The organism is Bacillus cereus group sp. Bce041 (genome assembly GCF_052646455.1).
Genome location: NZ_JBQXON010000019.1, coordinates 36,697 through 58,561, shown reverse-complemented (window position 1 = coordinate 58,561; position 21,865 = coordinate 36,697). Strand labels below are relative to the sequence as shown.

Below are 21,865 nucleotides of genomic sequence, written 5' to 3'. Positions count from 1 at the left end.
GCCAGGATCAAACTCTCCAATAAAGTTAGTTTGTCTAGCATCTAAAATAAAAATTGACGTTTCACGTTGTTTGTTTCGTTCAGTTTTCAAAGAACTACTTGGTCGCTCATTTGCGACTTCCTTATGTTAACATCTTCGTTAGTTAATGTCAACTAAGTTTTTCAATTTCTTTTTGTCGTTTTCTGCGTTTCCGCATCAGCGACGGTTATTAATTTAACATATACAAACTATTAACGTCAACACTTTTTAATAAAAAATTCTTTTTCTTACATAACGAATACATTCTTCTGTGTTAGCTACTCTCCGGAATAAACAGAAAATGATTTTATATCTTTCTTCCATAGCTTTTTTTACAACTTCATGAATACGCTCATCTTCAAAATCAAATAAAAGTTCCTCTAATTCTCTCTTCAATATGTATTCCATTTCTTTTCTCTCTTCTTTTGTCAACATCAGCCCAAGCAAACAATCACCTCAATAATTCCTTACGCAACAATAAACGTTCCGCTCATTTTCAATTATCACAATCCTATCATCCATTATATCCACTACTTACGATATTAATCCTTTGTTCTCTTTTTTATATTTCCAGCATATATGTAACTGAAAAGGATTGGACAAAGGGGCGTAATATTATGTTTTTCTTTTTTATTACGAGTAAGAGAAATTTTAAACACATTAGCTTAATAGTAATACTGTCCTTATTTACAGCATGGCTACTCTTTTTAAAAACATATTCACATGAATCTGCTTTTTCAACTGCTACAGGCCCTAAAGTAATTTACAAAGGAGACACCGCTAAAAAGCAAGTTGCATTTACGTTTGATATTAGTTGGGGAGACAAAAAAGCAATTCCAATCCTAGATACTCTTAAAGAAAAAGAAATTAAGAATGCAACCTTCTTCCTTTCTGCTGCATGGGCCGAAAGACACCCCGATATTGTAGAGCGAATCATGAAAGATGGACACGAAATCGGTAGTATGGGGTACAATTACACATCCTATACTTCTCTAGAGACAAATGAAATAAGACGAGACCTTTTACGAGCACAAGATGTTTTTACGAAACTTGGTGTAAAACAAGTCAAGCTGTTACGTCCACCTAGTGGCGAATTTAACAAAGCAACCCTTAAAATCGCAGAATCACTTGGATACACCGTCGTGCATTGGAGTAATAATTCAAACGATTGGAAAAACCCAGGTGTAAATAACATCGTTTCCACTGTCTCTAATAATTTGAAAGGTGGAGATATCGTGTTATTACACGCATCCGATTCTGCCCTTCAAACAAATAGAGCTTTACCGCTGCTCCTGCAAAAAATAAAAAGTGATGGATATGAGCAAATATCCGTTTCACAACTTATTTCCAACACAAGTACGAAAAGTGAAGATGTGAAGTAGCTTCTTCCCTACTACTCTTCACGCATAAAAAGCTCTACTACCTTTCAGAAGGTGGTAGAGCTTTTTTAATCATACCATTTACAACATTATAACTGATGTTGTATAAAACCTCTCTATTAAGCTGATTTACTTGTTTTTCCGATTAAACGATGTAATACAAGTAATTGATATGCATTACATAACAATAGCGGTATAACCATTAAATATAACCAATCTGTATCATTAATCCGAAGCGCCGGTACCCATTCAAGGATCGTTACAACAACCATAAAGAACAGAGCTGGCACAAATGCTTTTTTATTTGTTTCTTTACTTTTTACATAAGCAACAATTGCTCCAAACACAAATAACATTCCAGCAACAAGTATATTATTCCCTAACGAGACTTCCCCATTTGCAATAAGTACAGATCTTAAATACACAAAATCAAATAATACGAATGCAATAAAGAAGAGCTGGACTGCATTCCATAAAGAAGATGAGCGAAACATCCCTAGTCCAAAACGGTGGATTGTTAAATATGCAAAGAATCCCATTTGACTTATAACACTAAAAATAAATCCTACACCCATCAGCCAGAAAGATACTGCTAAAACCTCCTTACCGTCGAAATTTTGAAAAAATTTATTGTACTTGTCCCACTCCAAAACAAAACCAATAATAACTGTGCTAATCCCACCAAGAAACAACGTCGTTAAAAATAGTCGTACCCACTTGCGGCTATTCACAACACATCCCCCATTATCCTTATATTTCTAATTAAATTGTATCAATGACAATTTCAAAAAGCTAGCCATGTTCATGTATAAATTCCTTAAAGATATTTATATTAAAAAGAGAGAACTGTGCTGAAAGGAGTTCCAACTTATGAAACGGATGCTATTCATTTTCGTTTCTTCTTTTCTACTTATCGCACTTGCAGCATGCGCACAAGGAAAAGAAACGAAATCCGAACTAGATTACGATCAAACAAAGAAAATGATTGTTGATATTTTAAAAACAGATCAAGGTAAGAAAGCTATTCAAGATGTATTAACTGATGAAAAAATGAAACAAGCACTCATACTAGATGAAACAGTAGTAAAGAAAACGATTGAAGATGCCATGGTATCCGATAAAGGGCAACAATTCTGGGAAAAGCTCTTTAAAGATCCTGAGTTCTCATCAAAATTTGCTAAAAGTATGGGGAAAGAACAAACTCAATTAATGAAAACCTTATTAAAAGACCCTGAATACCAAGCAGGCGTTATAGAAATTATGAAAAATCCTGAAGTAGAAAAAATGATGTTACAAACAATGAAGAGTAAAGAATACCGTCAATATCTACAACAAGTACTAACAGAAACTGCTGAAAGTCCACTCTTCCAAGCCAAGATGATTGATATCATTAGTAAAGGTGTGCAAAAAGCTGAAAAAGGCGGATCTGGTAAGAAAGAAGCAGGCGGTGACGGTGGTTCTCAAGGCGAGAAGAAGGAAGAACAGTAAAAAATAATAACTATAATAACGAGTGGACAATTTATATATTGTCCACTCGTTATTACTTTATCTTGCTATTAACAGACAAAATGGACCCCTCTAATTAAACGAAAGGTTTACTAGCAACAAAAGCCTTATTGTTGTCAGTAACAGGTGAACCCCACTGATTAAAGTTTCACTTTATTTTTGTGTAACAGCTGTTTTATCAATTACTGTTTCAGCTATTTTACTATAAATAATGCCCGTTGTATGTGTATCTTCATATACTGAAGGAGCAAAGTCTTCTTTATTCCAATCGGGTTGTTGCAGTGGAATACGACCAAGAACATTCGTTTGTAATTCGGTAGCTAACTTATCTCCCCCGCCTTTTCCAAATACATATTCTTTCTCACCAGTTACCTTACTTTCAAAATATGCCATATTCTCAACAACACCAAGAATACTATGTTCAGTGCGCAATGCCATCGCTCCAGCACGCGCTGCTACAAACGCAGCTGTTGGATGAGGCGTCGTTACAATAATCTCTTTGCAAGATGGCAACATTGAGTGCACATCTAACGCAACATCACCTGTGCCTGGTGGCAAATCTAGTACTAAATAATCTAAATCGCCCCATTCTACTTCTGTGAAGAAGTGGTTTAACATTTTCCCAAGCATAGGTCCTCTCCAAATAACTGGTGCATTATCCTCTACAAAGAAGCCCATTGAGATTACCTTTACACCTAAACGTTCCACCGGAATTATCTTGTCACCTCTTACGATAGGACGTTTTTCTATCCCCATCATGTCTGGCACACTAAAACCGTAAATGTCCGCATCAATAATACCAACTTTTTTTCCTAAACGAGCTAAAGCAACTGCAAGGTTAACGGAAACAGTTGATTTTCCCACGCCACCTTTTCCACTCGCTACTGCTAAGAATGTTGTTTTTGAATTAGGTGACAATAAAGATTCACTTTGCTCTTCTTCTTGTTCCGGTGCAAACTGAGCTAATTCCTCTTCTGTAAATTCTGCAAAACGAAGTCCAACTGTTGCTGCCCCAAGTTCTTTTACTAACTTTACAATTCCAGACTGCAACTGCATTTGTTCCGCTGTACCGGTTTTTACGATTGCAATTTTAACACTCACATGTTCCTTCTCTGGCTTGACTGTTACCTCTTTAATTGCACTTGTTTCTTTTAATGTTTTATGTAAAAACGGATCTACAATCCCTTCTAATGCTTCAACCACTTGCTCTTTCGTTACCATAATTAGCCCAGCCCCCTGTATGAAAAATAACGTAATGTTAATTGAATTTATCTCTGCGTATTCTTGAAATAAATGCGTTTACATTTCCAGTATAACATATTTTCCGAAAACTTCGTTAACGAGAGAAGCTCAAAAAAATCCTCCTTATTCTGGAGGATTTCCTTTTTCCGTGAAATAACGTAATATACCACGGTATATTGCAGCTGCTACCTTTTGCTGATATTTCTCCGAATTTAACATATACCTTTCGTTCACATTCGATAAAAAGCCAGCTTCAATTAAAGCACCTGGTGTTTTAGAATACTTTAATAAATACACATGCGAAATTGTCTTAGCAGAACGATTCGTGTTCTCTAAACTTGTTCTCAATTCAGCCTGTATAAATTTTGCAGCACGTTCATTTTCAATCGAAGAGCGGTAATAGAACGTTTGTGCGCCTTTCGATCCACTACTAGTTAAAGCATTTAAATGAATACTTGCAAAAAAGTCTACATCAGGTTTATTGATGATTTCTACACGTTTTTTTAAATCCTCTGCTTTACGTCTACTATATGACTTTGTATCTTTGTTAGCTAAATCATAATCTCCCTCACGCGTTAAAATAACTAGTGCACCTTGTTCTTGTAAATAGTCTTGTACCTTTTTTGTAATTTCAAGCGTAATATCCTTTTCTATAATATCCTTTCCACCAACAGCCCCTCCATCTGGTCCACCATGCCCAGCATCTAATACAATTACTTTCCCTGATAAGGGTAAATTCCAAGCTCGCCACGATTTTGTAATTTGAAATTCTTGCTTGACTAAAAAAAACAATACAACCGCAGCGAGTGCAAAAGAGATAATTCGAATTCTCTTCATACCTTTCCTCCTCCAGCTAGTCCCTCTAATTACTTATATGGGACAAGAGGAAAGTTTATGCTTGTCTTAATGAAGCTTTAATCGATATCTTCTTTCACCTTTTTCATACCCTTCTTGCCACCACAATCCTATAAACTGCTGACAAGATTCAAAAAGTAATTCCTCATCTTTCAACTTTATTTCTCGCATAGTCATACTCGTTAAAAATTGAAATAGCGTTTCAGTTAATTGTTGTTCTTCTTCTAAAGCTCTATATTTCACATCAAAAAACGATTCACCATAATAACCAAATTTACTGTATCTCGCTCCTAATAAATAAGATTCTATCCCTAATTCAATACAGTAATCTTCATACTGACGATGAAGCTCTTGCATTTGAAAGGCATCACGAATATTTGAACGCAATGTTTTTAATGATAATTCCCGCAACATCTTCCGCTCGTATTTTAACTGCTTTTCTTTTTGTTTTTCTTGTAAGCTGACAATGACATTCATAGTACTTATAAACCTCCCTAATACGTATTAGTCTAAACTTCTAAAGAAGAAGCATACGCGCGGCGGTAGCACTAAAATATTCCAAGCTATAAAAATTGCAAAAGAGGAATGAAACATAAAAAACCCCAACCAAAATGGTTGGGGTTTGTAGTTCGCAAAAATTAACGTTTTGAGAACTGAGGTGCACGACGTGCGCCTTTAAGACCGTATTTTTTACGCTCTTTCATACGTGCGTCACGAGTTAATAGACCTGCACGTTTTAGTGTTAGACGGTATTCTGGATCAGCTTTTAATAAAGCGCGAGAAATACCGTGACGAATAGCACCAGCTTGACCAGTGTATCCACCACCATTTACGTTTACAAGTACATCGTAGTTACCTAAAGTTTCTGTTGCAACTAGAGGTTGTTTCACTACTTCACGTAATGCAGCAAATGGGATATAGTTTTCAAAATCACGACCGTTAATGATAACGCGTCCTTCGCCTGGAACTAGGCGTACGCGCGCTACTGAACTCTTACGACGTCCAGTGCCATAGTATTGAACCTGTGCCAAAGTAAGCCCTCCTTTAATTAATTATCCGCGAAGTTCGTAAACTTCTGGTTTTTGTGCTTGGTGTGGATGCTCTGCTCCAGCATACACGTTAAGTTTCTTAGAAACTTGACGGCCTAAGCGTCCTTTTGGAAGCATGCCTTTAATTGCAAGCTCTAACATTTGTACAGGGTAGTTTGTACGCATTTCAAGAGCTGTTCTTTGCTTAAGTCCACCTGGGTGGTTAGTGTGACGGTAGTAAATTTTATCGTTTAATTTATTACCTGTTAAATGAATTTTCTCAGCGTTAATAATAATTACATGATCACCCGTGTCAACGTGTGGTGTAAATGTAGGTTTGTTTTTACCACGTAAAATGGATGCTACTTCACTAGCAAGGCGACCTAAAGTTTGACCTTCAGCATCAACCACATACCATTTACGCTCAACTTCGTTAGCTTTTGCCATAAAAGTCGTACGCATGTGTTTCCCTCCTCGTTATCTTTTCCATAGAAAAAATCTATTGTTTATCTTAAACACGATTTCCTTCCGGGGCTAATCGTGGTTTTAGAAACAATACCATATGTTATGATATACTTTTGAGTTTCTAATGTCAAGCAAATGTTACACCAGGATTAGTTGTTATAGTTTACCTCCCACAAGTAAAGCCCATGACCTGGAGCCATCTTTCCAGCAAACTGACGATTTTGTTTCGCTAAAATCTCTGGAATGCTATCAGGATCAAGCTTTCCTTGCCCTACGCTAAGTAACGTACCAACAATAATTCTGACCATATTATATAAAAATCCATTACCTACAAAACGAAAAATTATTTCATCATCTTGTTCAATTAACTCGATTTCATAAATTGTTCGCACTTTATCTTTTTTGTCAGTTTTTGCCGAACAAAAAGAAGTAAAATCATGCGTTCCAATAAAATAAGGAATTGCTTTTCTTATAGAGTTGATTTCGAGCGGGTATGGATATTGATATACGTAATTTCTACGGAATACATCCGCAGTCTTTGATAATAATACACGATAACGATATTCTTTTTTCTCAACACCGTAACGTGCATGAAATTCTTCTGTTTTTTTCTCTACTTGCCTAATAACAATATCATCTGGCAACATTGTGTTTAAAGCATTACTCCATTGCCACTCTTCAAGAGACAAAGGAGTATCAAAGTGTATTACTTGTCCTTTTGCATGAACTGTAGAATCTGTTCTACCAGATGCCTGAACACGAACAAGTTCTCCCTTATGCAATTTCTGCAATGCTTTTTCTATCTCCTGTTGAACAGTACGATGGTTCGGCTGAATTTGATAACCACAAAAATGCATGCCATCATATGCAACCGTACATTTTATTCTATCCATTTCTCTATTCTCCATTACGATCGCACCCATGCCAAAATACAAGCTAAACAAAATAAGCTGACAATCGTTACTGTATCGCTTGTTTTCCAGCGTAGTTGCCTAAATTTAGTACGTCCTTCACCACTTTGATATCCACGAGCTTCCATCGCAATGGCTAAGTCCTCTGCACGCTTAAAAGCACTGATAAACAGAGGAACGAGCAGTGAAATAATAGCTTTCATTCTATCTTTTATCGGTCCCCCGGCAAAATCAATACCACGTGACGCTTGTGCTTTCATTATTTTACTCGTTTCATCCATTAATGTCGGGATAAAACGAAGAGAAATTGACATCATTAATGCGATTTCATGAACAGGAACCTTTATACGCTTCAACGGCTTTAATAACGTCTCCAAACCATCTGTAATTTCAATAGGTGTCGTCGTTAACGTTAATAATGTCGTCATTAAAATAATAACGAAGAATCGTACAGAAATGTATATCCCTTGCTCTAATCCTTTTTCATATATCGAAAACCAACCAAGCTGGAATAGTACATCCCCCTCTTTATTTGTAAAAATATGCAGGAAAAATGTAAAAAGAAAAATCCATAAAATTGGTTTTAAGCCCGAAAGTACATAACGAATCGGCACTTTTGCAAAAAATAAAGCAATGAGTGCATATAAAAATAAAAATCCATATGAAATCGCATTATTTGCTAAGAAAACAACAAATACATATAAAAAGACAATCAGCAGCTTCGTACGTGGATCAAGTTGATGAATAAGTGAATTCCCCGGGATATATCTCCCAATAATCAACTGCTGCATGGTTCATGACCACCTTTTCGTAACACCTGCACAACTTCATGAGTAAGATCCTCTAAAGATAAGGTAGCCTTTGGAATTGAAATACCAAACTTCTCTTCAATTGCACGTTTATACTTTAATGACATAGGAAGATCCACACCAATTTTCTCTAGTTCATCAGCATGTGAAAATACTTCCTCTGCACTTCCTTGCAAAAAGACCGTTCCTTTATGCATAACTACAATCTGCTCCGCATACTGAGCAGCATCCTCCATATTATGCGTTACAAGGATGACTGTAAGACCCTGCTCCTTGTGCAGCTTATAAAACATCTCCATAAGTTCGTTCTGCCCTTTTGGATCTAGTCCTGCTGTAGGTTCATCTAATACAAGCACTTCAGGTTCCATTGCCAGTACACCCGCTATAGCAACACGTCTCATTTGTCCACCACTTAATTCGAACGGAGAACGTGTTAACAGTTCTGGTTCTAGCCCTACAAGTTCAATTGCCTTTCTAGCCTTTTGCCTTGCTTCGTCTACAGATACTCCAAAATTAGTAGGGCCGAAACAAATATCTTTCTCCACAGTCTCTTCAAACAACTGATGTTCTGGAAATTGAAAGACAACCCCTACTTTTTTACGTAGTGGCTTTAGCTTTTTTTCTTTCTTTCCTGCCGAAATCAAATGTTCACCAATTTGAACTGTACCATTTGTCGGCTGCAATAAACCATTTAAATGTTGAATCATCGTCGACTTTCCTGAACCAGTATGACCGATAATGGCATAATAGCCCCCACTTGGAAACGACACGTCTACATCATAAAGTGCGCGTCTTTCAAATGGAGTTTTATATTGATAACGATGTTCTACTTTTTGGAATGTAATCTCCAAAGTTCGTTCACCAAGCTTTCCATTGTAAGATGCGTATTTTGCAAGAGAATTTCATTTCTTTTTAATAATTCTGCTATTTTCACCGAAAACGGTACATCTAAGCCAATTTCTTGGAGCATATGAGAGGATTTGAAAATTTTTTCTGGAGTCCCTTCCTCTAATATTTCTCCCTTATTTAAAATAATGACACGATCTGACTGTGCCGCTTCTTCTAAATCGTGCGTAATTGATAACACGGTAATACCTTTTTGAGTAACAAGTTGTCTAACCGTTTCTACTACTTCACGTCTCCCTTGAGGGTCTAACATTGACGTTGCTTCATCTAATATTAAAATAGATGGTTGAAGTGCTAAAACGCCTGCTATTGCCACTCGCTGCTTTTGCCCACCAGATAAGGAATGAGGCTCATCATTAAGAAAATCTTCCATACGGACAAGTTGCAAGGCCTGTTCTAATCTTTCAATCATTTGTTCTCTTGGCATTCCGATATTCTCCAAGCCAAATACAACATCATCTTGCACTGTTGTTCCAACAAATTGATTATCTGGATTTTGAAATACCATTCCAATTTGTTTTCGAACATCCCATACCGTTTCCTCTGATAAAACCATTGTATCATTTACTGTAATAGTCCCTGCTTCTGGCAAAAACAAACCATTCAATAATTTTGCAAGTGTAGACTTTCCTGAACCGTTTTGTCCAATAATAGATACCCATTCTCCCTCATATAAGGAAAATGAAACATCTTTTAATGCATAAGTGGCTGCCCCAGGATATTGAAATGATATATTTTCTATCCGAAGTTTCTCTTTTTTCAATAGAAGGCACCCTTTCCTTCGCCAAGTTAGCCTATTTTTATATTTAAAAAAAAGGGCCATGACCAGTTTCTTGAAAAGAACTGTCCTGCCCTTTTAATTATCATTATACTAACTCGATAATTACCATTGGTGCTGCGTCTCCGCGACGTGGACCAATTTTTGCAATACGAGTGTATCCGCCTTGGCGCTCAGCATAGCGTGGAGCTACATCAGCGAATAGTTTTTGAAGTGCATCTTGACCAGTCTCAGCGTTAGCTACTTCATTGCGAATGAAAGCTGCTGCTTGACGACGAGCATGAAGATCTCCGCGTTTACCTAAAGTGATCATTTTTTCCACTACAGAACGAAGTTCTTTTGCACGAGTTTCTGTCGTTTGGATGCGCTCGTTGATAATTAAATCAGTAGCTAAATCACGTAACATAGCTTTACGTTGCGCACTTGTACGGCCTAATTTTCTGTATGCCATTCGTAGTTCCCTCCTTTGTTGATGGGTTTAAATCCTCAGTCGTCTTTACGTAAACCTAAACCTAATTCCTCAAGTTTATGTTTAACTTCTTCTAAGGATTTACGTCCTAAGTTACGAACTTTCATCATATCTTCTTCTGTTTTGTTCGCAAGCTCTTGTACAGTATTAATTCCTGCACGTTTTAGGCAATTATAAGAACGAACAGAAAGGTCTAGTTCTTCGATAGTCATCTCAAGAACTTTCTCTTTTTGATCTTCTTCCTTCTCGACCATAATCTCAGCATTTTGTGCTTCATCAGTTAAACCAACAAAGATATTTAAATGCTCAGTTAAGATTTTGGCACCTAAAGAGATAGCTTCTTTTGGCCCGATGCTTCCATCCGTCCATACATCAAGCGTAAGCTTATCATAATTAGCCACTTGTCCGACACGTGTCTTTTCCACTTGGTAAGTCACACGTGATACTGGAGTATAAATAGAATCAATAGGAATTACTCCTATTGGTTGATCTTCGCTTTTATTTGCATCAGCTGGCGTATACCCACGGCCACGCTTTGCAGTTAAACGCACGCGGAAATGCGCATCTTTTGCTAACGTTGCAATGTGTAAATCTGGATTTAAGATTTCTACATCACTATCGTGAGTAATATCAGCAGCTGTGACAATACCTTCGCCCTGTACATCAATTTCCAACGTCTTCTCTTCTTCAGAGTAGATTTTAAGAGCTAACTTTTTCAAGTTTAAGATGATCGTCGTAACGTCTTCTACTACGCCCTCAACTGTTGAAAATTCATGTAATACGCCATCGATTTGGATAGCAGTAACAGCGGCACCAGGGAGTGAGGATAAAAGAATACGACGTAAGGAGTTACCCAAAGTAGTACCATATCCACGCTCAAGCGGTTCAATTACGAATTTACCATATTTAGCATCTTCGTTAAGTTCAACCGTTTCGATTTTCGGCTTTTCGATTTCAATCATTAACTAAACCCTCCTTCAAAACGTCGAAACCCCGGTTAAACAAAGGTATAACCCCTGTCTAACCGAAAGTCCCCCTTAGGCAGTTCCCGATTGTGCACAACAAGCGATGTTTCTGTACGAAATTTCTCGATAATGCATCATATCCATTATAGACAAAAGGGAAAATTCTATACAGAAAAATTACACACGACGACGTTTTGGTGGACGACATCCATTATGAGGAACTGGAGTAACATCTCTAATTGCTGTTACTTCTAGACCTGCAGCTTGAAGAGCACGAATTGCAGCTTCACGACCAGCACCAGGACCTTTAACAGTAACCTCTAAAGTTTTTAAACCGTGTTCCATTGCAGCTTTAGCAGCAGTTTCAGCAGCCATTTGCGCAGCGAATGGAGTAGATTTACGAGATCCACGGAAACCAAGTGCACCAGCACTAGACCAAGAAAGTGCGTTACCGTGAGTATCTGTAAGTGTTACGATTGTGTTGTTGAAAGTAGAACGAATATGAGCTATACCAGCTTCAATATTCTTTTTCACACGTTTTTTACGAGTGTTTGTTTTACGTGCCATTGTTAGTTCAACCTCCTTTACTTATTATTTCTTTTTATTTGCTACTGTACGACGTGGACCTTTACGTGTACGAGCATTGTTTTTAGAGTTTTGACCACGAACTGGTAAACCACGACGGTGACGAAGACCACGGTAAGAACCGATCTCCATTAGACGTTTGATGTTAAGAGATACTTCACGACGAAGGTCTCCCTCAACTTTAATACGATCGATGATATCACGGATACGTCCTAATTCGTCTTCCGTTAAATCACGAACTCGTGTTTCTTCAGAAATACCTGCTTCAGCAAGAATTTTTTCAGCAGTTGTGCGACCAATGCCGAATACGTAAGTTAAAGAAATAACAACGCGTTTGTCTCGAGGAATATCTACACCTGCGATACGTGCCATTACGAATGCACCTCCTTCTGATTAACCTTGTTTTTGTTTATGTTTAGGGTTTTCACAAATAACCATTACTTTTCCACGTCTACGAATAACTTTACATTTTTCGCAGATTGGTTTAACTGACGGTCTTACTTTCATGTCTCGAACCTCCTTAAAGATTACGGAGTGCTATATTATTTAAAACGGTACGTAATACGACCACGATTTAAATCGTACGGAGATAATTCTACCGTAACTTTGTCTCCTGGTAAAATACGAATGAAGTTCATACGGATTTTACCAGAAACGTGAGCCAATACGACATGCCCATTCTCTAATTCTACTTTGAACATAGCATTTGGCAACGTTTCAAGAACGGTACCTTCGACTTCAATTACATCATCTTTAGCCATTCAATAGTTCTCCCTTCTTCAAATCAGTAACATTTTACACTGCTCTGAAATCCCGGAGAGCCAGCTACTTATAAAGTGGTAAGGATTTCGTATCCTGCTTCTGTAAGAGCAATCGTGTGCTCAAAATGGGCACACCATTTACCATCTACCGTTACCACTGTCCAGTCATCAGATAGTGTTTTTACATATCGTCTTCCTTGATTCACCATCGGCTCAACACAGATGACCATTCCCGGCTTTAATCTAGGGCCTCTATTTGGTGGACCATAGTGCGGGATTTGAGGGTCCTCATGTAAGTCTTGCCCGATTCCGTGACCAACATACTCCCTAACGATCGAGAATCCATTCTCTTCAGCATGGGTTTGAACCGCATGTGAGATATTTGATAATCTCTCGCCTGGTTTTACTTGTTCTAGACCAAGATACAACGATTTTTCTGTGACATCAAGTAGCTTTTGAACAGATTCAGAAATGTTTCCAACTGGATACGTCCATGCAGAATCTCCATGGTACCCATTGTATTTCGCACCAATATCGATACTGATGATATCGCCCTCTTTGAGCTTGCGCTTCCCTGGAATTCCGTGTACAAGCTCTTCATTTACAGAAGCACATATGCTCCCCGGAAATCCGTTGTATCCTTTAAAAGATGGCGTAGCACCATATTTTTGAATCGTCTTTTCCGCTATTTGATCGAGCTCTTTCGTTGTAATTCCTGGAGTAATGTGCTGTTTCAACTCTTGATGAGTCAAAGCAACGATCCTGCCAGCTTCTCGCATGATTTCTATCTCGCGAGGAGTTTTGCAGATTATCATTACGCTAAGCCTCCGATGAGAACATCGATATCAGCAAATACTTTATTGATATCTTGCTCACCATTAATGCTTTGTAAGTAACCAAGCTCTTCGTAGAAATCAAGCAAAGGTTTTGTTTGCTTAATATTTACATCTAAACGATTTGCTACAGTTTCTTCATTGTCATCAGAGCGTTGATATAATTCGCCACCACATTTATCGCACACATCAGCTTTTGCTGGTGGATTGAATTCTAAGTGGTAAGTCGCACCGCACTCTTTACAAATGCGACGGCCTGTAAGGCGTTTTAATAACAACCCTGAATCCACATTAATGTTTAAAACATAGTCGATTTTTTTGCCAAGATCTTTCATAATTTCTTCAAGAGCTGATGCTTGTGCAACAGTTCGTGGGAAACCGTCTAGTAAGAAACCTCTTACGCAGTCGTCTTGACTTAAACGTTCACGAACGATTCCGATTGTAACTTCATCTGGAACAAGTGCACCTTTATCAATAAAAGATTTTGCTTGTAGACCCATTTCAGTTTCAGCCTTCATAGCTGCACGGAACATGTCTCCTGTTGAAATGTGAGGGATGTTATACTTGGCAACAATCTGTTCGGCTTGTGTACCTTTACCAGCACCAGGAAGCCCCATTAAAATTAAGTTCATCCTTGTTCCCCCTCAGAGTACATGAGCATGTAGGGAAGACAATTCTTCCCACTTACTCACTGCTTGATAAACCCTTTGTAATGGCGTTTTACCAGTTGGCTTTCTAGCTGCTTCATTGTTTCTAAAGCAACGCCGACAACGATTAACATACTCGTTCCACCGATCTGTGCAGATGGAGGAAGATTTCCCAATTTCGTAAAGATAACTGGTAAGATTGCAATCGCTGCTAGGAAAATTGATCCTACAAAGGTCAAACGATACAAGATTTTTGTTAGATATTGTTCCGTATTCTTACCCGGACGAATACCTGGAACATATCCACCTTGCTTGTTTAGATTCTCTGACATTTGCTCTGGATTAACCTGAACAAATGCATAGAAATATGTGAAGGCTACAATGAGCGCAACATATATGATCATTCCCACTGGGTGAGAATAGTTAAAGTTTGCAATAATCCACTGCGATACATCATGTTTCGGGAAGAACTGTGCAATAGTCGGAGGCGTAATTAAGAATGAAACAGCAAAAATTACTGGAATAACACCAGCACTATTTACCTTAAGCGGTAAATGTGTGTTTTGTGCTCCAGCATAACCACCATTTCCTCCTGTTACACGCTTCGCATATTGAATTGGGATCTTTCTAACAGCCTGTTGAATGAAAATAACACCCACAATAACTGCTAGCACAGCTAGTAAAATCAATGCAACTTTAACGATACTCATGAACAATTGATCTCCGATATTTTGAAACTGTTGCTGATACACTTGAGATATAACACTTGGGATCGCTGCGGCAATACCGCCAAAGATAAGGATGGAAATACCATTACCTACACCTTTAGCTGTAATCTGTTCACCTAACCACATTAAAAATGCAGTACCAGCAGTCAGTACCGTAGCAATGTATAAATAAGTGCTCCAACCTGGATTCAAAATTAATTGTCCACCTACCATACCGTTAAAACCGATTGACATACCAAACCCCTGAATAAACGCAAGAACAATTGTAAAGTAACGCGTGAATTGCGTTAATTTACGACGGCCCATTTCACCTTGCTTCGACCATTCCGAAAATTTAGGAACAACATCCATCTGCAATAATTGCACGATGATGGATGCTGTAATATACGGCATGATTCCCATCGCAAAGATGGAGAAGTTTTTCAAGGCTCCACCGCCAAATGTATTTAGAATACCTAAAGCATTTAATTGATCTTGTGCCTTCAGTACGTCTCCATTTGTAAATGGCACGGGGATAAACGTGCCAATCCTGAATACGATTAACATCGCTAAAGTGAATAATATTTTACGTCTTATCTCAGCAACGCGCATAAAGTTGGAGATTGTACGAAACATTAGATCACCTCAACTGATCCGCCAGCTGCTTCAATTGCTTCTTTAGCACTTGAAGAGAACTTGTGCGCTTTAACAGTTAGTTTTTTCTCTACTGCTCCGCTTGCAAGAACTTTAACACCGTCGTTTAACTTGCTGATAACGCCAGTTTCCAGCAATAATTCAGGTGTTACTTCTGTACCATCTTCAAAACGATTTAACGTTGATAAGTTTACAATAGCAAACTCTTTACGGTTAATGTTTGTGAAGCCGCGTTTTGGTAAACGACGGAATAATGGAGTTTGACCACCTTCGAAGCCAAGACGAACACCGCCGCCAGAACGTGCGTTTTGTCCTTTATGACCTTTACCAGCAGTTTTACCGTTACCAGAACCGATACCACGACCGACACGGTTACGTACTTTACGAGAACCTTCTGCAGGTTTTAATTCATGAAGTTTCATTCCCAGGCACCTCCTTATATTAATGAGTTATCCTTAAGCTTCTTTTACAGTTACAAGGTGAGAAACTTTGTTGATCATACCAAGAATAGCAGGAGTTTCTTCCTTAACTACAGTTGAATTCAACTTTTTAAGACCTAAAGCTTCTACCGTCGCACGTTGATCTTGTGGACGACCAATTACACTACGAGTGAGGGTAATTTCTAACTTTTTCGCCATTTGTTTTCCCTCCTTAACCTAGTAGCTCTTCTACAGATTTACCGCGTAATTTTGCAACATCTTCAGCGCGCTTAAGTTCGCTTAATCCGTTCACAGTAGCGCGAATCATGTTGATTGGTGTGTTAGAACCAAGAGATTTCGAAAGAATATCTTGTACACCAGCTAATTCAAGGACCGCACGAACAGGTCCACCAGCAATAACACCAGTACCCTCAGCAGCAGGTTTTAAGAATACTTCACCAGCGCCAAAATGACCGTTGATTGTGTGTGGAATTGTTGTACCAACTAATGGTACAGCGATTAAGTTTTTCTTAGCGTCTTCGATAGCTTTACGGATTGCGTCTGGTACCTCTTGTGCTTTACCAGTACCGAATCCAACATGACCGTTTTTATCGCCAACTACAACTAGTGCAGCAAAGCGGAAACGACGACCACCCTTAACAACTTTCGCGACACGATTTATCGTAACTACACGTTCTTCAAGTTCTAATTTACTTGGGTCAATGCGATGCATCAATTTTCCCTCCTTTGACCATTAAAATTGTAATCCAGCCTCACGAGCAGCTTCAGCTAGAGCTTTAACACGGCCATGGTATAAGTAACCACCGCGATCAAATACTACTTCTTTAACGCCTTTCTCTACAGCACGCTTAGCAACTGATTCTCCAACTTTCGTAGCAGCTTCAATATTGCTAGTACCGTTAAGAGCAAGGTCTTTATCAAGAGTAGATGCACTTACTAACGTTACACCATTCACATCATCAATAACTTGAGCGTAAATATGTTGGTTAGAACGGAACACGTTTAAACGTGGACGCTCTGCAGTACCAGTAAGTTTAGCACGTACACGTGCATGTCTTTTCTTACGAGTCGCATTTTTATCAGCTTTAGTGATCATTCTTGTCACTCCTTTCTCTCACCTAACGGGTTTACTTAGCAGTTTTACCTTCTTTACGACGAACAACTTCGCCTTCGTAACGAATACCTTTACCTTTGTAAGGCTCAGGAGCACGTACAGCACGGATGTTAGCAGCGAATTCGCCAACACGTTGCTTGTCGATACCTTTAATTACGATCTTAGTTGGTGCAGGTACTTCAACTTCAAGACCTGCTTCCGGAGTCATTTCTACTGGATGAGAATAACCTACGCTTAATACAAGTTTATCACCTTGTTTTTGAGCACGGTAACCAACACCGACTAATTCAAGTCCGCGTGCGAAACCTTCAGTTACACCTTCAACCATGTTTCCGATTAAAGCACGAGTTGTACCGTGTAATGCACGGTGTTCCTTCTGTTCAGATGGACGCTCAACTGTTAATGTATTCTCTTCAATTTTGATAAGCATATCAGCATTGAAAGTACGAGTTAATTCACCTTTAGGGCCTTTTACTGTTACAGTATTGTCTTCTGCAACTGTAATAGTAACACCTGCAGGGATTTCAAGAATCTTTTTACCAATACGAGACATGTGGTCACACCTCCGTTCGTTTTAAATATATATTACCAAACGTATGCTACTACTTCTCCACCAGTTTGTAATTGACGAGCGTCTTTGTCTGTCATTACTCCCTTAGATGTAGAAACAAGAGCGATACCTAATCCGTTAAGTACACGTGGTACTTCGTCAGCTTTAGCGTAAACGCGTAAGCCAGGTTTACTGATACGTTTTAATCCAGTGATTACACGTTCATTGTTTGCACCATATTTCAGGAAAATACGAAGGATACCTTGTTTGTTATCCTCGATGTATTCTACATCACGAATGAAACCTTCACGTTTTAAAAGTTCAGCGATCTCTTTTTTGATTTTAGAAGCAGGAACCTCTAATTTCTCATGACGTACCATGTTCGCATTACGGATGCGAGTAAGCATGTCTGCAATTGGATCTGTCATCACCATGTGTTTTACCTCCTTCCCATTTGTGGGTTTTACCAACTAGCTTTTTTAACACCAGGAATTTGACCTTTATATGCAAGTTCACGGAAACAAATACGGCAAAGTTTAAATTTGCGGTATACAGAATGCGGACGACCGCAGCGTTCGCAACGTGTATACTCTTGTACTTTAAACTTAGGAGTACGCTTTTGTTTCGCTATCATAGATTTTTTAGCCACGTTTTCGCCTCCTCTACTTAGCGTTGGCTTCCATTATTTTTGGAATGGCATACCGAATTGTGTTAAAAGTTCACGAGCTTCTTCATCAGTTTTCGCTGTAGTAACGATTACGATGTCCATACCGCGGACTTTGCTTACTTTATCATAATCAATCTCAGGGAAAATAAGTTGCTCTTTAACACCTAATGTATAGTTTCCACGACCATCGAATGATTTCTTAGAAACACCACGGAAATCACGTACACGTGGTAAAGAAACTGATACTAATTTGTCGAAGAACTCATACATTTGCTCGCCGCGTAAAGTTACTTTCGCACCGATTGGCATACCTTCACGAAGACGGAAACCAGCGATTGATTTTTTAGCACGAGTTACAACAGGTTTTTGACCTGTGATTTGTGTTAATTCTTCTACTGCGTTGTCTAACGCTTTTGAGTTAGATACCGCGTCACCAACACCAGTGTTGATTACGATCTTTTCGATTTTTGGTACCTGCATTACAGATTTATAGTTAAACTTGCTCACTAGAGCAGGAGTAATTTCCTTTTGGAACTTCTCTTTAAGGCGATTCAATGAAGTGACCTCCTTTCTTAAGAAAATTATTTATCTAATAATTCACCAGATTTTTTTGCAATACGAACTTTTTTACCATCTTCTACTTTGAAGCCTACGCGAGTAGGTTCACCTGTTTTCGGATCTAAAATCATAACGTTAGAAACGTGAATAGGTGCTTCTTTAGTAATAATTCCACCTTGTGGATTTAATTGAGATGGCTTAGAGTGCTTCTTAACGATATTGACACCCTCAACGATAACACGGTTTTGCTTTGGGAAAGCCACAAGGATAACGCCTTGTTTTCCTTTGTCTTTACCAGTGATTACCTGTACTTTATCACCTTTTTTTACATGCATCTTAATTCTGCACCTCCTTAGCAAGGCAATACCTTAAATTATAGAACTTCTGGAGCTAAAGAAACGATCTTCATGAAGTTGCTATCACGTAATTCACGAGCTACTGGTCCGAAGATACGAGTACCACGTGGGCTCTTATCGTCTTTAATGATAACCGCTGCGTTTTCATCAAATTTGATGTAAGAACCGTCCGGACGACGAGCTCCGCTCTTCGTACGTACTACTACTGCTTTAACAACGTCACCTTTTTTAACAACGCCACCTGGTGTTGCTTGTTTTACCGTAGCAACGATAATGTCACCAATGTTAGCATATTTACGACCAGAGCCGCCTAATACTTTAATTGTTAAAAGTTCACGTGCACCAGAGTTGTCAGCAACTTTCAAACGAGATTCTTGTTGGATCATGTTATGAAACCTCCCTTCGGACTAAAAATTCCGATTCGTCTATTTAGATAATAACCGCTTCTTCAACGATTTCAACTAAACGGAAACGCTTAGTAGCAGAAAGCGGGCGAGTTTCCATGATTTTAACGATATCGCCAAGTTTCGCTTGGTTTTGCTCATCATGGGCTTTGTACTTCTTAGAATACTTAACACGTTTTCCGTACAAGGAATGAGTTTTGTAAGTTTCAACTAAAACTGTAATCGTTTTGTCCATTTTGTCAGACACTACACGACCAGTATAAACTTTGCGTTGGTTACGTTCGCTCACTATGCAAACCTCCCCTCAATTTATCGATTAATTCCGATCTCTCTTTCACGAACTACAGTTTTCATACGAGCAATTGCTTTACGCACTTCACGAATGCGAGTTGGATTCTCTAATTGTCCTGTAGCAAGTTGGAAGCGAAGATTAAACAACTCTTCCTTTAAAGCTTTAACTTTTGTTTCGATTTCGGCAGTGGTTAATTCACGAATATCATTAGTTTTCATTAGATTCACCACCATTTTCTTCACGTTTTACGAATTTACATTTCACAGGTAACTTGTGAGCTGCAAGACGTAATGCTTCGCGTGCTACCTCTTCAGATACACCCGCGATTTCGAACATAATTTTCCCAGGTTTTACTACTGCTACCCAGCCTTCTGGTGCCCCTTTACCGGAACCCATACGTACTTCTAGAGGTTTTGCAGTGTAAGGTTTAGAAGGGAAAATTTTAATCCATACTTTACCGCCACGTTTCATGTAACGAGTCATTGCACGACGAGCAGCTTCGATTTGACGGTTTGTAATCCATGAAGCAGCTTGTGCTTGTAAACCGAATTCACCGAAAGCAATTTCAGTTCCACCTTTAGCACGACCACGCATTTTACCACGATGCTCTCTACGATATTTTACGCGTTTTGGCATTAACATATTATTTTCCTCCTTCCTCAGAAGCTTTCTTTTTTGTAGGAAGGACTTCTCCACGGTAGATCCATACTTTTACGCCTAATTTACCGTATGTTGTATCAGCTTCAACTGCTGCATAGTCAATATCAGCGCGAAGTGTATGAAGTGGAACAGTTCCTTCACTGTAAGATTCTGCACGAGCGATATCAGCTCCGCCAAGACGACCAGAAACCTGTGTTTTAATACCTTTAGCACCTGCACGCATAGCACGTTGAATAACTTGCTTTTGTGCACGACGGAATGATACACGGTTTTCTAATTGACGAGCGATGTTTTCGCCTACTAATTTAGCGTTAAGATCAGCTCTCTTAACTTCTAAAATGTTGATGTGTACACGCTTGCCTGTTAATTGGTTAAGAGCTTTACGAAGTGCTTCAACTTCAGTACCACCTTTACCAATTACCATACCAGGTTTTGCAGTGTGAATTGTAACATTTACACGATTTGCTGCACGTTCGATTTCTACTTTAGCAACAGCAGAATCTTTTAAGCGTACATTAATGTACTCACGGATTTTGATGTCTTCATGTAATAATGTAGCGTAATCTTTCTCAGCGAACCAACGAGATTCCCAGTCACGGATAACGCCGACACGAAGACCAATTGGATTAACCTTTTGACCCATCGATTATCCCTCCTTCTTTTCTGATACCACAACTGTGATGTGGCTTGTGCGTTTGTTAATTTGGCTTGCACGACCCATTGCACGTGGACGGAAACGTTTTAACGTTGGACCTTCGTCAACGAAAACTTTTTCTACAACTAGGTTGTTAATGTCCATCTCATAATTGTGCTCTGCATTTGCGATTGCAGATTTTAAAACTTTTTCTACAACTGGAGAAGCAGTTTTTGGTGTGTGGTTAAGGATAGCAATCGCTTCACCCACTTGCTTACCTCGGATTAAGTCTACTACTAAACGAACTTTACGAGGAGCAATACGAACTGTTCTCGCTACTGCTTTAGCTTGCATTGAAGTGCCTCCTCTCATTATCTTCTAGTTTTCTTATCGTCAGCAAGGTGACCTTTGTACGTACGAGTTGGTGCGAATTCACCTAACTTATGGCCAACCATATCCTCAGTGATGTACACAGGTACGTGTTTACGACCATCATATACAGCGATTGTGTGTCCGATGAACTGAGGGAAGATTGTTGAACGGCGAGACCAAGTTTTAACAACTTGTTTTTGCTCAGATGCAACTAATTTTTCCATTTTGCTCATTAAGTGATCATCGACAAATGGTCCTTTTTTTAAGCTACGAGCCATTTTGGTGCCTCCCTTCGTGATT

The 21,865-nt window shown here is 38.8% G+C and carries 38 protein-coding genes; 2 read left to right on the top strand and 36 right to left on the bottom strand.

Annotated features, from left to right (window positions below; translation table 11 throughout):
- Nucleotides 1-246: 246 nt before the first annotated feature.
- Nucleotides 247-465 carry a hypothetical protein gene (locus ACUN13_RS29100; protein WP_000901147.1) on the bottom strand — a complete coding sequence of 73 codons (219 nt, stop codon included), beginning with the start codon at nt 463-465 and terminating at the stop codon, nt 247-249.
- 170 nt (nt 466-635) lie between these two features.
- On the opposite strand from ACUN13_RS29100, the gene pdaB reads away from it, so the two are divergent.
- Nucleotides 636-1,400, top strand: a complete 765-nt coding sequence (gene pdaB / locus ACUN13_RS29095; RefSeq protein WP_000464703.1) for a polysaccharide deacetylase family sporulation protein PdaB — start codon at nt 636-638, stop codon at nt 1,398-1,400.
- Between the two features lie 116 nt (nt 1,401-1,516).
- Here pdaB and kbaA read toward each other — a convergent pair whose 3' ends face one another.
- On the bottom strand, nt 1,517-2,128 hold the full coding sequence (gene kbaA / locus ACUN13_RS29090; RefSeq protein ID WP_444877424.1) for a KinB signaling pathway activation protein KbaA: 612 nt from the start codon (nt 2,126-2,128) through the stop codon (nt 1,517-1,519).
- A gap of 139 nt (nt 2,129-2,267) precedes the next feature.
- Here kbaA and gerD point away from each other — a divergent pair, with 139 nt between their 5' ends.
- Nucleotides 2,268-2,885 carry a spore germination lipoprotein GerD gene (gene gerD / locus ACUN13_RS29085; protein ID WP_000827295.1) on the top strand — a complete coding sequence of 206 codons (618 nt, stop codon included), beginning with the start codon at nt 2,268-2,270 and terminating at the stop codon, nt 2,883-2,885.
- Nucleotides 2,886-3,056: 171 nt separating this feature from the next.
- On the opposite strand, the gene ACUN13_RS29080 is transcribed toward gerD, so the two are convergent.
- The 34 genes from ACUN13_RS29080 to rpsS form a co-directional block, all read right to left on the bottom strand.
- Entirely contained in the window at nt 3,057-4,124 is a 1,068-nt protein-coding gene (locus ACUN13_RS29080) for an Mrp/NBP35 family ATP-binding protein (RefSeq protein WP_000256628.1), read from the bottom strand.
- 144 nt (nt 4,125-4,268) lie between these two features.
- Nucleotides 4,269-4,982 (bottom strand): N-acetylmuramoyl-L-alanine amidase CwlD, encoded by a 714-nt coding sequence (gene cwlD / locus ACUN13_RS29075; protein WP_000822439.1) that lies wholly within the window; start codon nt 4,980-4,982, stop codon nt 4,269-4,271.
- Nucleotides 4,983-5,048: 66 nt separating this feature from the next.
- On the bottom strand, nt 5,049-5,477 hold the full coding sequence (locus ACUN13_RS29070; RefSeq protein ID WP_001101005.1) for a DUF2521 family protein: 429 nt from the start codon (nt 5,475-5,477) through the stop codon (nt 5,049-5,051).
- 161 nt (nt 5,478-5,638) lie between these two features.
- Nucleotides 5,639-6,031 (bottom strand): 30S ribosomal protein S9, encoded by a 393-nt coding sequence (gene rpsI, locus ACUN13_RS29065; protein WP_000079986.1) that lies wholly within the window; start codon nt 6,029-6,031, stop codon nt 5,639-5,641.
- 21 nt (nt 6,032-6,052) lie between these two features.
- Nucleotides 6,053-6,490 (bottom strand): 50S ribosomal protein L13, encoded by a 438-nt coding sequence (gene rplM / locus ACUN13_RS29060; RefSeq protein ID WP_001260793.1) that lies wholly within the window; start codon nt 6,488-6,490, stop codon nt 6,053-6,055.
- Nucleotides 6,491-6,642: 152 nt separating this feature from the next.
- Complete coding sequence (gene truA / locus ACUN13_RS29055) at nt 6,643-7,386, bottom strand: tRNA pseudouridine(38-40) synthase TruA (RefSeq protein ID WP_002164804.1); 744 nt, start codon at nt 7,384-7,386, stop codon at nt 6,643-6,645.
- A gap of 14 nt (nt 7,387-7,400) precedes the next feature.
- On the bottom strand, nt 7,401-8,195 hold the full coding sequence (locus ACUN13_RS29050) for an energy-coupling factor transporter transmembrane component T family protein (RefSeq protein ID WP_001186526.1): 795 nt from the start codon (nt 8,193-8,195) through the stop codon (nt 7,401-7,403).
- Nucleotides 8,183-9,064, bottom strand: a complete 882-nt coding sequence (locus tag ACUN13_RS29045; protein ID WP_445424076.1) for an energy-coupling factor ABC transporter ATP-binding protein — start codon at nt 9,062-9,064, stop codon at nt 8,183-8,185. The genes ACUN13_RS29050 and ACUN13_RS29045 overlap by 13 nt, the downstream gene beginning before the upstream one ends.
- Nucleotides 9,040-9,882: an energy-coupling factor ABC transporter ATP-binding protein gene (locus ACUN13_RS29040; protein ID WP_000711757.1), complete on the bottom strand. Its 843-nt coding sequence runs from the start codon at nt 9,880-9,882 to the stop codon at nt 9,040-9,042. Before ACUN13_RS29040 ends, ACUN13_RS29045 begins: the two co-directional genes overlap by 25 nt.
- Before the next feature lie 103 nt (nt 9,883-9,985).
- Entirely contained in the window at nt 9,986-10,348 is a 363-nt protein-coding gene (rplQ, locus tag ACUN13_RS29035; protein WP_000331490.1) for a 50S ribosomal protein L17, read from the bottom strand.
- 35 nt (nt 10,349-10,383) lie between these two features.
- Nucleotides 10,384-11,328 carry a DNA-directed RNA polymerase subunit alpha gene (locus tag ACUN13_RS29030; RefSeq protein WP_000569643.1) on the bottom strand — a complete coding sequence of 315 codons (945 nt, stop codon included), beginning with the start codon at nt 11,326-11,328 and terminating at the stop codon, nt 10,384-10,386.
- Nucleotides 11,329-11,508: 180 nt separating this feature from the next.
- Nucleotides 11,509-11,898 carry a 30S ribosomal protein S11 gene (rpsK, locus tag ACUN13_RS29025; protein WP_000101798.1) on the bottom strand — a complete coding sequence of 130 codons (390 nt, stop codon included), beginning with the start codon at nt 11,896-11,898 and terminating at the stop codon, nt 11,509-11,511.
- A 24-nt stretch (nt 11,899-11,922) separates the two neighbouring features.
- Nucleotides 11,923-12,288 (bottom strand): 30S ribosomal protein S13, encoded by a 366-nt coding sequence (gene rpsM, locus ACUN13_RS29020; protein ID WP_000090788.1) that lies wholly within the window; start codon nt 12,286-12,288, stop codon nt 11,923-11,925.
- 21 nt (nt 12,289-12,309) lie between these two features.
- Nucleotides 12,310-12,423, bottom strand: a complete 114-nt coding sequence (rpmJ, locus tag ACUN13_RS29015; protein WP_000868344.1) for a 50S ribosomal protein L36 — start codon at nt 12,421-12,423, stop codon at nt 12,310-12,312.
- A 35-nt stretch (nt 12,424-12,458) separates the two neighbouring features.
- A complete protein-coding gene (infA, locus tag ACUN13_RS29010; RefSeq protein WP_001029884.1) occupies nt 12,459-12,677 on the bottom strand; it encodes a translation initiation factor IF-1 in 219 nt (72 codons plus the stop codon).
- A 68-nt stretch (nt 12,678-12,745) separates the two neighbouring features.
- The gene (map, locus tag ACUN13_RS29005; RefSeq protein WP_000582539.1) at nt 12,746-13,492 is read right to left on the bottom strand and encodes a type I methionyl aminopeptidase; all 747 of its coding nucleotides are present in this window, start codon (nt 13,490-13,492) and stop codon (nt 12,746-12,748) included.
- A complete protein-coding gene (locus ACUN13_RS29000; RefSeq protein WP_001048989.1) occupies nt 13,492-14,142 on the bottom strand; it encodes an adenylate kinase in 651 nt (216 codons plus the stop codon). Before ACUN13_RS29000 ends, map begins: the two co-directional genes overlap by 1 nt.
- Before the next feature lie 56 nt (nt 14,143-14,198).
- Entirely contained in the window at nt 14,199-15,500 is a 1,302-nt protein-coding gene (gene secY, locus ACUN13_RS28995) for a preprotein translocase subunit SecY (RefSeq protein ID WP_000490117.1), read from the bottom strand.
- Nucleotides 15,500-15,940, bottom strand: a complete 441-nt coding sequence (rplO, locus tag ACUN13_RS28990) for a 50S ribosomal protein L15 (RefSeq protein WP_000766081.1) — start codon at nt 15,938-15,940, stop codon at nt 15,500-15,502. The genes secY and rplO overlap by 1 nt, the downstream gene beginning before the upstream one ends.
- Before the next feature lie 33 nt (nt 15,941-15,973).
- Nucleotides 15,974-16,156 carry a 50S ribosomal protein L30 gene (rpmD, locus tag ACUN13_RS28985; RefSeq protein ID WP_001085234.1) on the bottom strand — a complete coding sequence of 61 codons (183 nt, stop codon included), beginning with the start codon at nt 16,154-16,156 and terminating at the stop codon, nt 15,974-15,976.
- Between the two features lie 13 nt (nt 16,157-16,169).
- Entirely contained in the window at nt 16,170-16,670 is a 501-nt protein-coding gene (gene rpsE, locus ACUN13_RS28980; protein WP_000554646.1) for a 30S ribosomal protein S5, read from the bottom strand.
- Between the two features lie 21 nt (nt 16,671-16,691).
- Nucleotides 16,692-17,054 carry a 50S ribosomal protein L18 gene (gene rplR, locus ACUN13_RS28975; RefSeq protein WP_000628816.1) on the bottom strand — a complete coding sequence of 121 codons (363 nt, stop codon included), beginning with the start codon at nt 17,052-17,054 and terminating at the stop codon, nt 16,692-16,694.
- Nucleotides 17,055-17,085: 31 nt separating this feature from the next.
- Nucleotides 17,086-17,625 (bottom strand): 50S ribosomal protein L6, encoded by a 540-nt coding sequence (gene rplF / locus ACUN13_RS28970; RefSeq protein WP_000086558.1) that lies wholly within the window; start codon nt 17,623-17,625, stop codon nt 17,086-17,088.
- 32 nt (nt 17,626-17,657) lie between these two features.
- On the bottom strand, nt 17,658-18,056 hold the full coding sequence (gene rpsH, locus ACUN13_RS28965; protein ID WP_000245511.1) for a 30S ribosomal protein S8: 399 nt from the start codon (nt 18,054-18,056) through the stop codon (nt 17,658-17,660).
- A 29-nt stretch (nt 18,057-18,085) separates the two neighbouring features.
- Nucleotides 18,086-18,271, bottom strand: coding sequence for a 30S ribosomal protein S14 (gene rpsN, locus ACUN13_RS28960; protein ID WP_001085700.1), 186 nt, complete (start codon nt 18,269-18,271; stop codon nt 18,086-18,088).
- Nucleotides 18,272-18,304: 33 nt separating this feature from the next.
- The gene (gene rplE / locus ACUN13_RS28955; RefSeq protein WP_001080831.1) at nt 18,305-18,844 is read right to left on the bottom strand and encodes a 50S ribosomal protein L5; all 540 of its coding nucleotides are present in this window, start codon (nt 18,842-18,844) and stop codon (nt 18,305-18,307) included.
- A gap of 26 nt (nt 18,845-18,870) precedes the next feature.
- Nucleotides 18,871-19,182 (bottom strand): 50S ribosomal protein L24, encoded by a 312-nt coding sequence (gene rplX, locus ACUN13_RS28950; RefSeq protein WP_000558200.1) that lies wholly within the window; start codon nt 19,180-19,182, stop codon nt 18,871-18,873.
- Between the two features lie 38 nt (nt 19,183-19,220).
- A complete protein-coding gene (rplN, locus tag ACUN13_RS28945; protein ID WP_000615912.1) occupies nt 19,221-19,589 on the bottom strand; it encodes a 50S ribosomal protein L14 in 369 nt (122 codons plus the stop codon).
- Between the two features lie 43 nt (nt 19,590-19,632).
- Nucleotides 19,633-19,896 carry a 30S ribosomal protein S17 gene (gene rpsQ / locus ACUN13_RS28940; protein WP_000004106.1) on the bottom strand — a complete coding sequence of 88 codons (264 nt, stop codon included), beginning with the start codon at nt 19,894-19,896 and terminating at the stop codon, nt 19,633-19,635.
- A 20-nt stretch (nt 19,897-19,916) separates the two neighbouring features.
- Complete coding sequence (gene rpmC / locus ACUN13_RS28935; RefSeq protein WP_000855718.1) at nt 19,917-20,117, bottom strand: 50S ribosomal protein L29; 201 nt, start codon at nt 20,115-20,117, stop codon at nt 19,917-19,919.
- Nucleotides 20,107-20,541 (bottom strand): 50S ribosomal protein L16, encoded by a 435-nt coding sequence (gene rplP, locus ACUN13_RS28930; protein WP_000928969.1) that lies wholly within the window; start codon nt 20,539-20,541, stop codon nt 20,107-20,109. Before rplP ends, rpmC begins: the two co-directional genes overlap by 11 nt.
- A 1-nt stretch (nt 20,542) precedes the next feature.
- Nucleotides 20,543-21,202: a 30S ribosomal protein S3 gene (rpsC, locus tag ACUN13_RS28925; protein WP_000529956.1), complete on the bottom strand. Its 660-nt coding sequence runs from the start codon at nt 21,200-21,202 to the stop codon at nt 20,543-20,545.
- 3 nt (nt 21,203-21,205) lie between these two features.
- Complete coding sequence (gene rplV / locus ACUN13_RS28920; RefSeq protein WP_001148024.1) at nt 21,206-21,547, bottom strand: 50S ribosomal protein L22; 342 nt, start codon at nt 21,545-21,547, stop codon at nt 21,206-21,208.
- A gap of 17 nt (nt 21,548-21,564) precedes the next feature.
- Nucleotides 21,565-21,843, bottom strand: coding sequence for a 30S ribosomal protein S19 (rpsS, locus tag ACUN13_RS28915; protein WP_000124454.1), 279 nt, complete (start codon nt 21,841-21,843; stop codon nt 21,565-21,567).
- Nucleotides 21,844-21,865: the final 22 nt, after the last annotated feature.

Coding starts and splice junctions, on each gene's coding strand:
- pdaB (WP_000464703.1), top strand. CDS start 636: ATGTTTTTCTTTTTTATTACGAGTAAGAGAAATTTTAAACACATTAGC.
- gerD (WP_000827295.1), top strand. CDS start 2,268: ATGAAACGGATGCTATTCATTTTCGTTTCTTCTTTTCTACTTATCGCA.
- ACUN13_RS29080 (WP_000256628.1), bottom strand. CDS start 4,124: ATGGTAACGAAAGAGCAAGTGGTTGAAGCATTAGAAGGGATTGTAGAT.
- cwlD (WP_000822439.1), bottom strand. CDS start 4,982: ATGAAGAGAATTCGAATTATCTCTTTTGCACTCGCTGCGGTTGTATTG.
- ACUN13_RS29070 (WP_001101005.1), bottom strand. CDS start 5,477: ATGAATGTCATTGTCAGCTTACAAGAAAAACAAAAAGAAAAGCAGTTA.
- rplM (WP_001260793.1), bottom strand. CDS start 6,490: ATGCGTACGACTTTTATGGCAAAAGCTAACGAAGTTGAGCGTAAATGG.
- truA (WP_002164804.1), bottom strand. CDS start 7,386: ATGGATAGAATAAAATGTACGGTTGCATATGATGGCATGCATTTTTGT.
- ACUN13_RS29050 (WP_001186526.1), bottom strand. CDS start 8,195: ATGCAGCAGTTGATTATTGGGAGATATATCCCGGGGAATTCACTTATT.
- rplQ (WP_000331490.1), bottom strand. CDS start 10,348: ATGGCATACAGAAAATTAGGCCGTACAAGTGCGCAACGTAAAGCTATG.
- ACUN13_RS29030 (WP_000569643.1), bottom strand. CDS start 11,328: ATGATTGAAATCGAAAAGCCGAAAATCGAAACGGTTGAACTTAACGAA.
- rpsK (WP_000101798.1), bottom strand. CDS start 11,898: ATGGCACGTAAAACAAACACTCGTAAAAAACGTGTGAAAAAGAATATT.
- rpsM (WP_000090788.1), bottom strand. CDS start 12,288: ATGGCACGTATCGCAGGTGTAGATATTCCTCGAGACAAACGCGTTGTT.
- rpmJ (WP_000868344.1), bottom strand. CDS start 12,423: ATGAAAGTAAGACCGTCAGTTAAACCAATCTGCGAAAAATGTAAAGTT.
- infA (WP_001029884.1), bottom strand. CDS start 12,677: ATGGCTAAAGATGATGTAATTGAAGTCGAAGGTACCGTTCTTGAAACG.
- map (WP_000582539.1), bottom strand. CDS start 13,492: ATGATAATCTGCAAAACTCCTCGCGAGATAGAAATCATGCGAGAAGCT.
- ACUN13_RS29000 (WP_001048989.1), bottom strand. CDS start 14,142: ATGAACTTAATTTTAATGGGGCTTCCTGGTGCTGGTAAAGGTACACAA.
- secY (WP_000490117.1), bottom strand. CDS start 15,500: ATGTTTCGTACAATCTCCAACTTTATGCGCGTTGCTGAGATAAGACGT.
- rplO (WP_000766081.1), bottom strand. CDS start 15,940: ATGAAACTTCATGAATTAAAACCTGCAGAAGGTTCTCGTAAAGTACGT.
- rpmD (WP_001085234.1), bottom strand. CDS start 16,156: ATGGCGAAAAAGTTAGAAATTACCCTCACTCGTAGTGTAATTGGTCGT.
- rpsE (WP_000554646.1), bottom strand. CDS start 16,670: ATGCATCGCATTGACCCAAGTAAATTAGAACTTGAAGAACGTGTAGTT.
- rplR (WP_000628816.1), bottom strand. CDS start 17,054: ATGATCACTAAAGCTGATAAAAATGCGACTCGTAAGAAAAGACATGCA.
- rplF (WP_000086558.1), bottom strand. CDS start 17,625: ATGTCTCGTATTGGTAAAAAGATTCTTGAAATCCCTGCAGGTGTTACT.
- rpsH (WP_000245511.1), bottom strand. CDS start 18,056: ATGGTGATGACAGATCCAATTGCAGACATGCTTACTCGCATCCGTAAT.
- rplX (WP_000558200.1), bottom strand. CDS start 19,182: ATGCATGTAAAAAAAGGTGATAAAGTACAGGTAATCACTGGTAAAGAC.
- rplN (WP_000615912.1), bottom strand. CDS start 19,589: ATGATCCAACAAGAATCTCGTTTGAAAGTTGCTGACAACTCTGGTGCA.
- rpmC (WP_000855718.1), bottom strand. CDS start 20,117: ATGAAAACTAATGATATTCGTGAATTAACCACTGCCGAAATCGAAACA.
- rplP (WP_000928969.1), bottom strand. CDS start 20,541: ATGTTAATGCCAAAACGCGTAAAATATCGTAGAGAGCATCGTGGTAAA.
- rpsC (WP_000529956.1), bottom strand. CDS start 21,202: ATGGGTCAAAAGGTTAATCCAATTGGTCTTCGTGTCGGCGTTATCCGT.
- rplV (WP_001148024.1), bottom strand. CDS start 21,547: ATGCAAGCTAAAGCAGTAGCGAGAACAGTTCGTATTGCTCCTCGTAAA.
- rpsS (WP_000124454.1), bottom strand. CDS start 21,843: ATGGCTCGTAGCTTAAAAAAAGGACCATTTGTCGATGATCACTTAATG.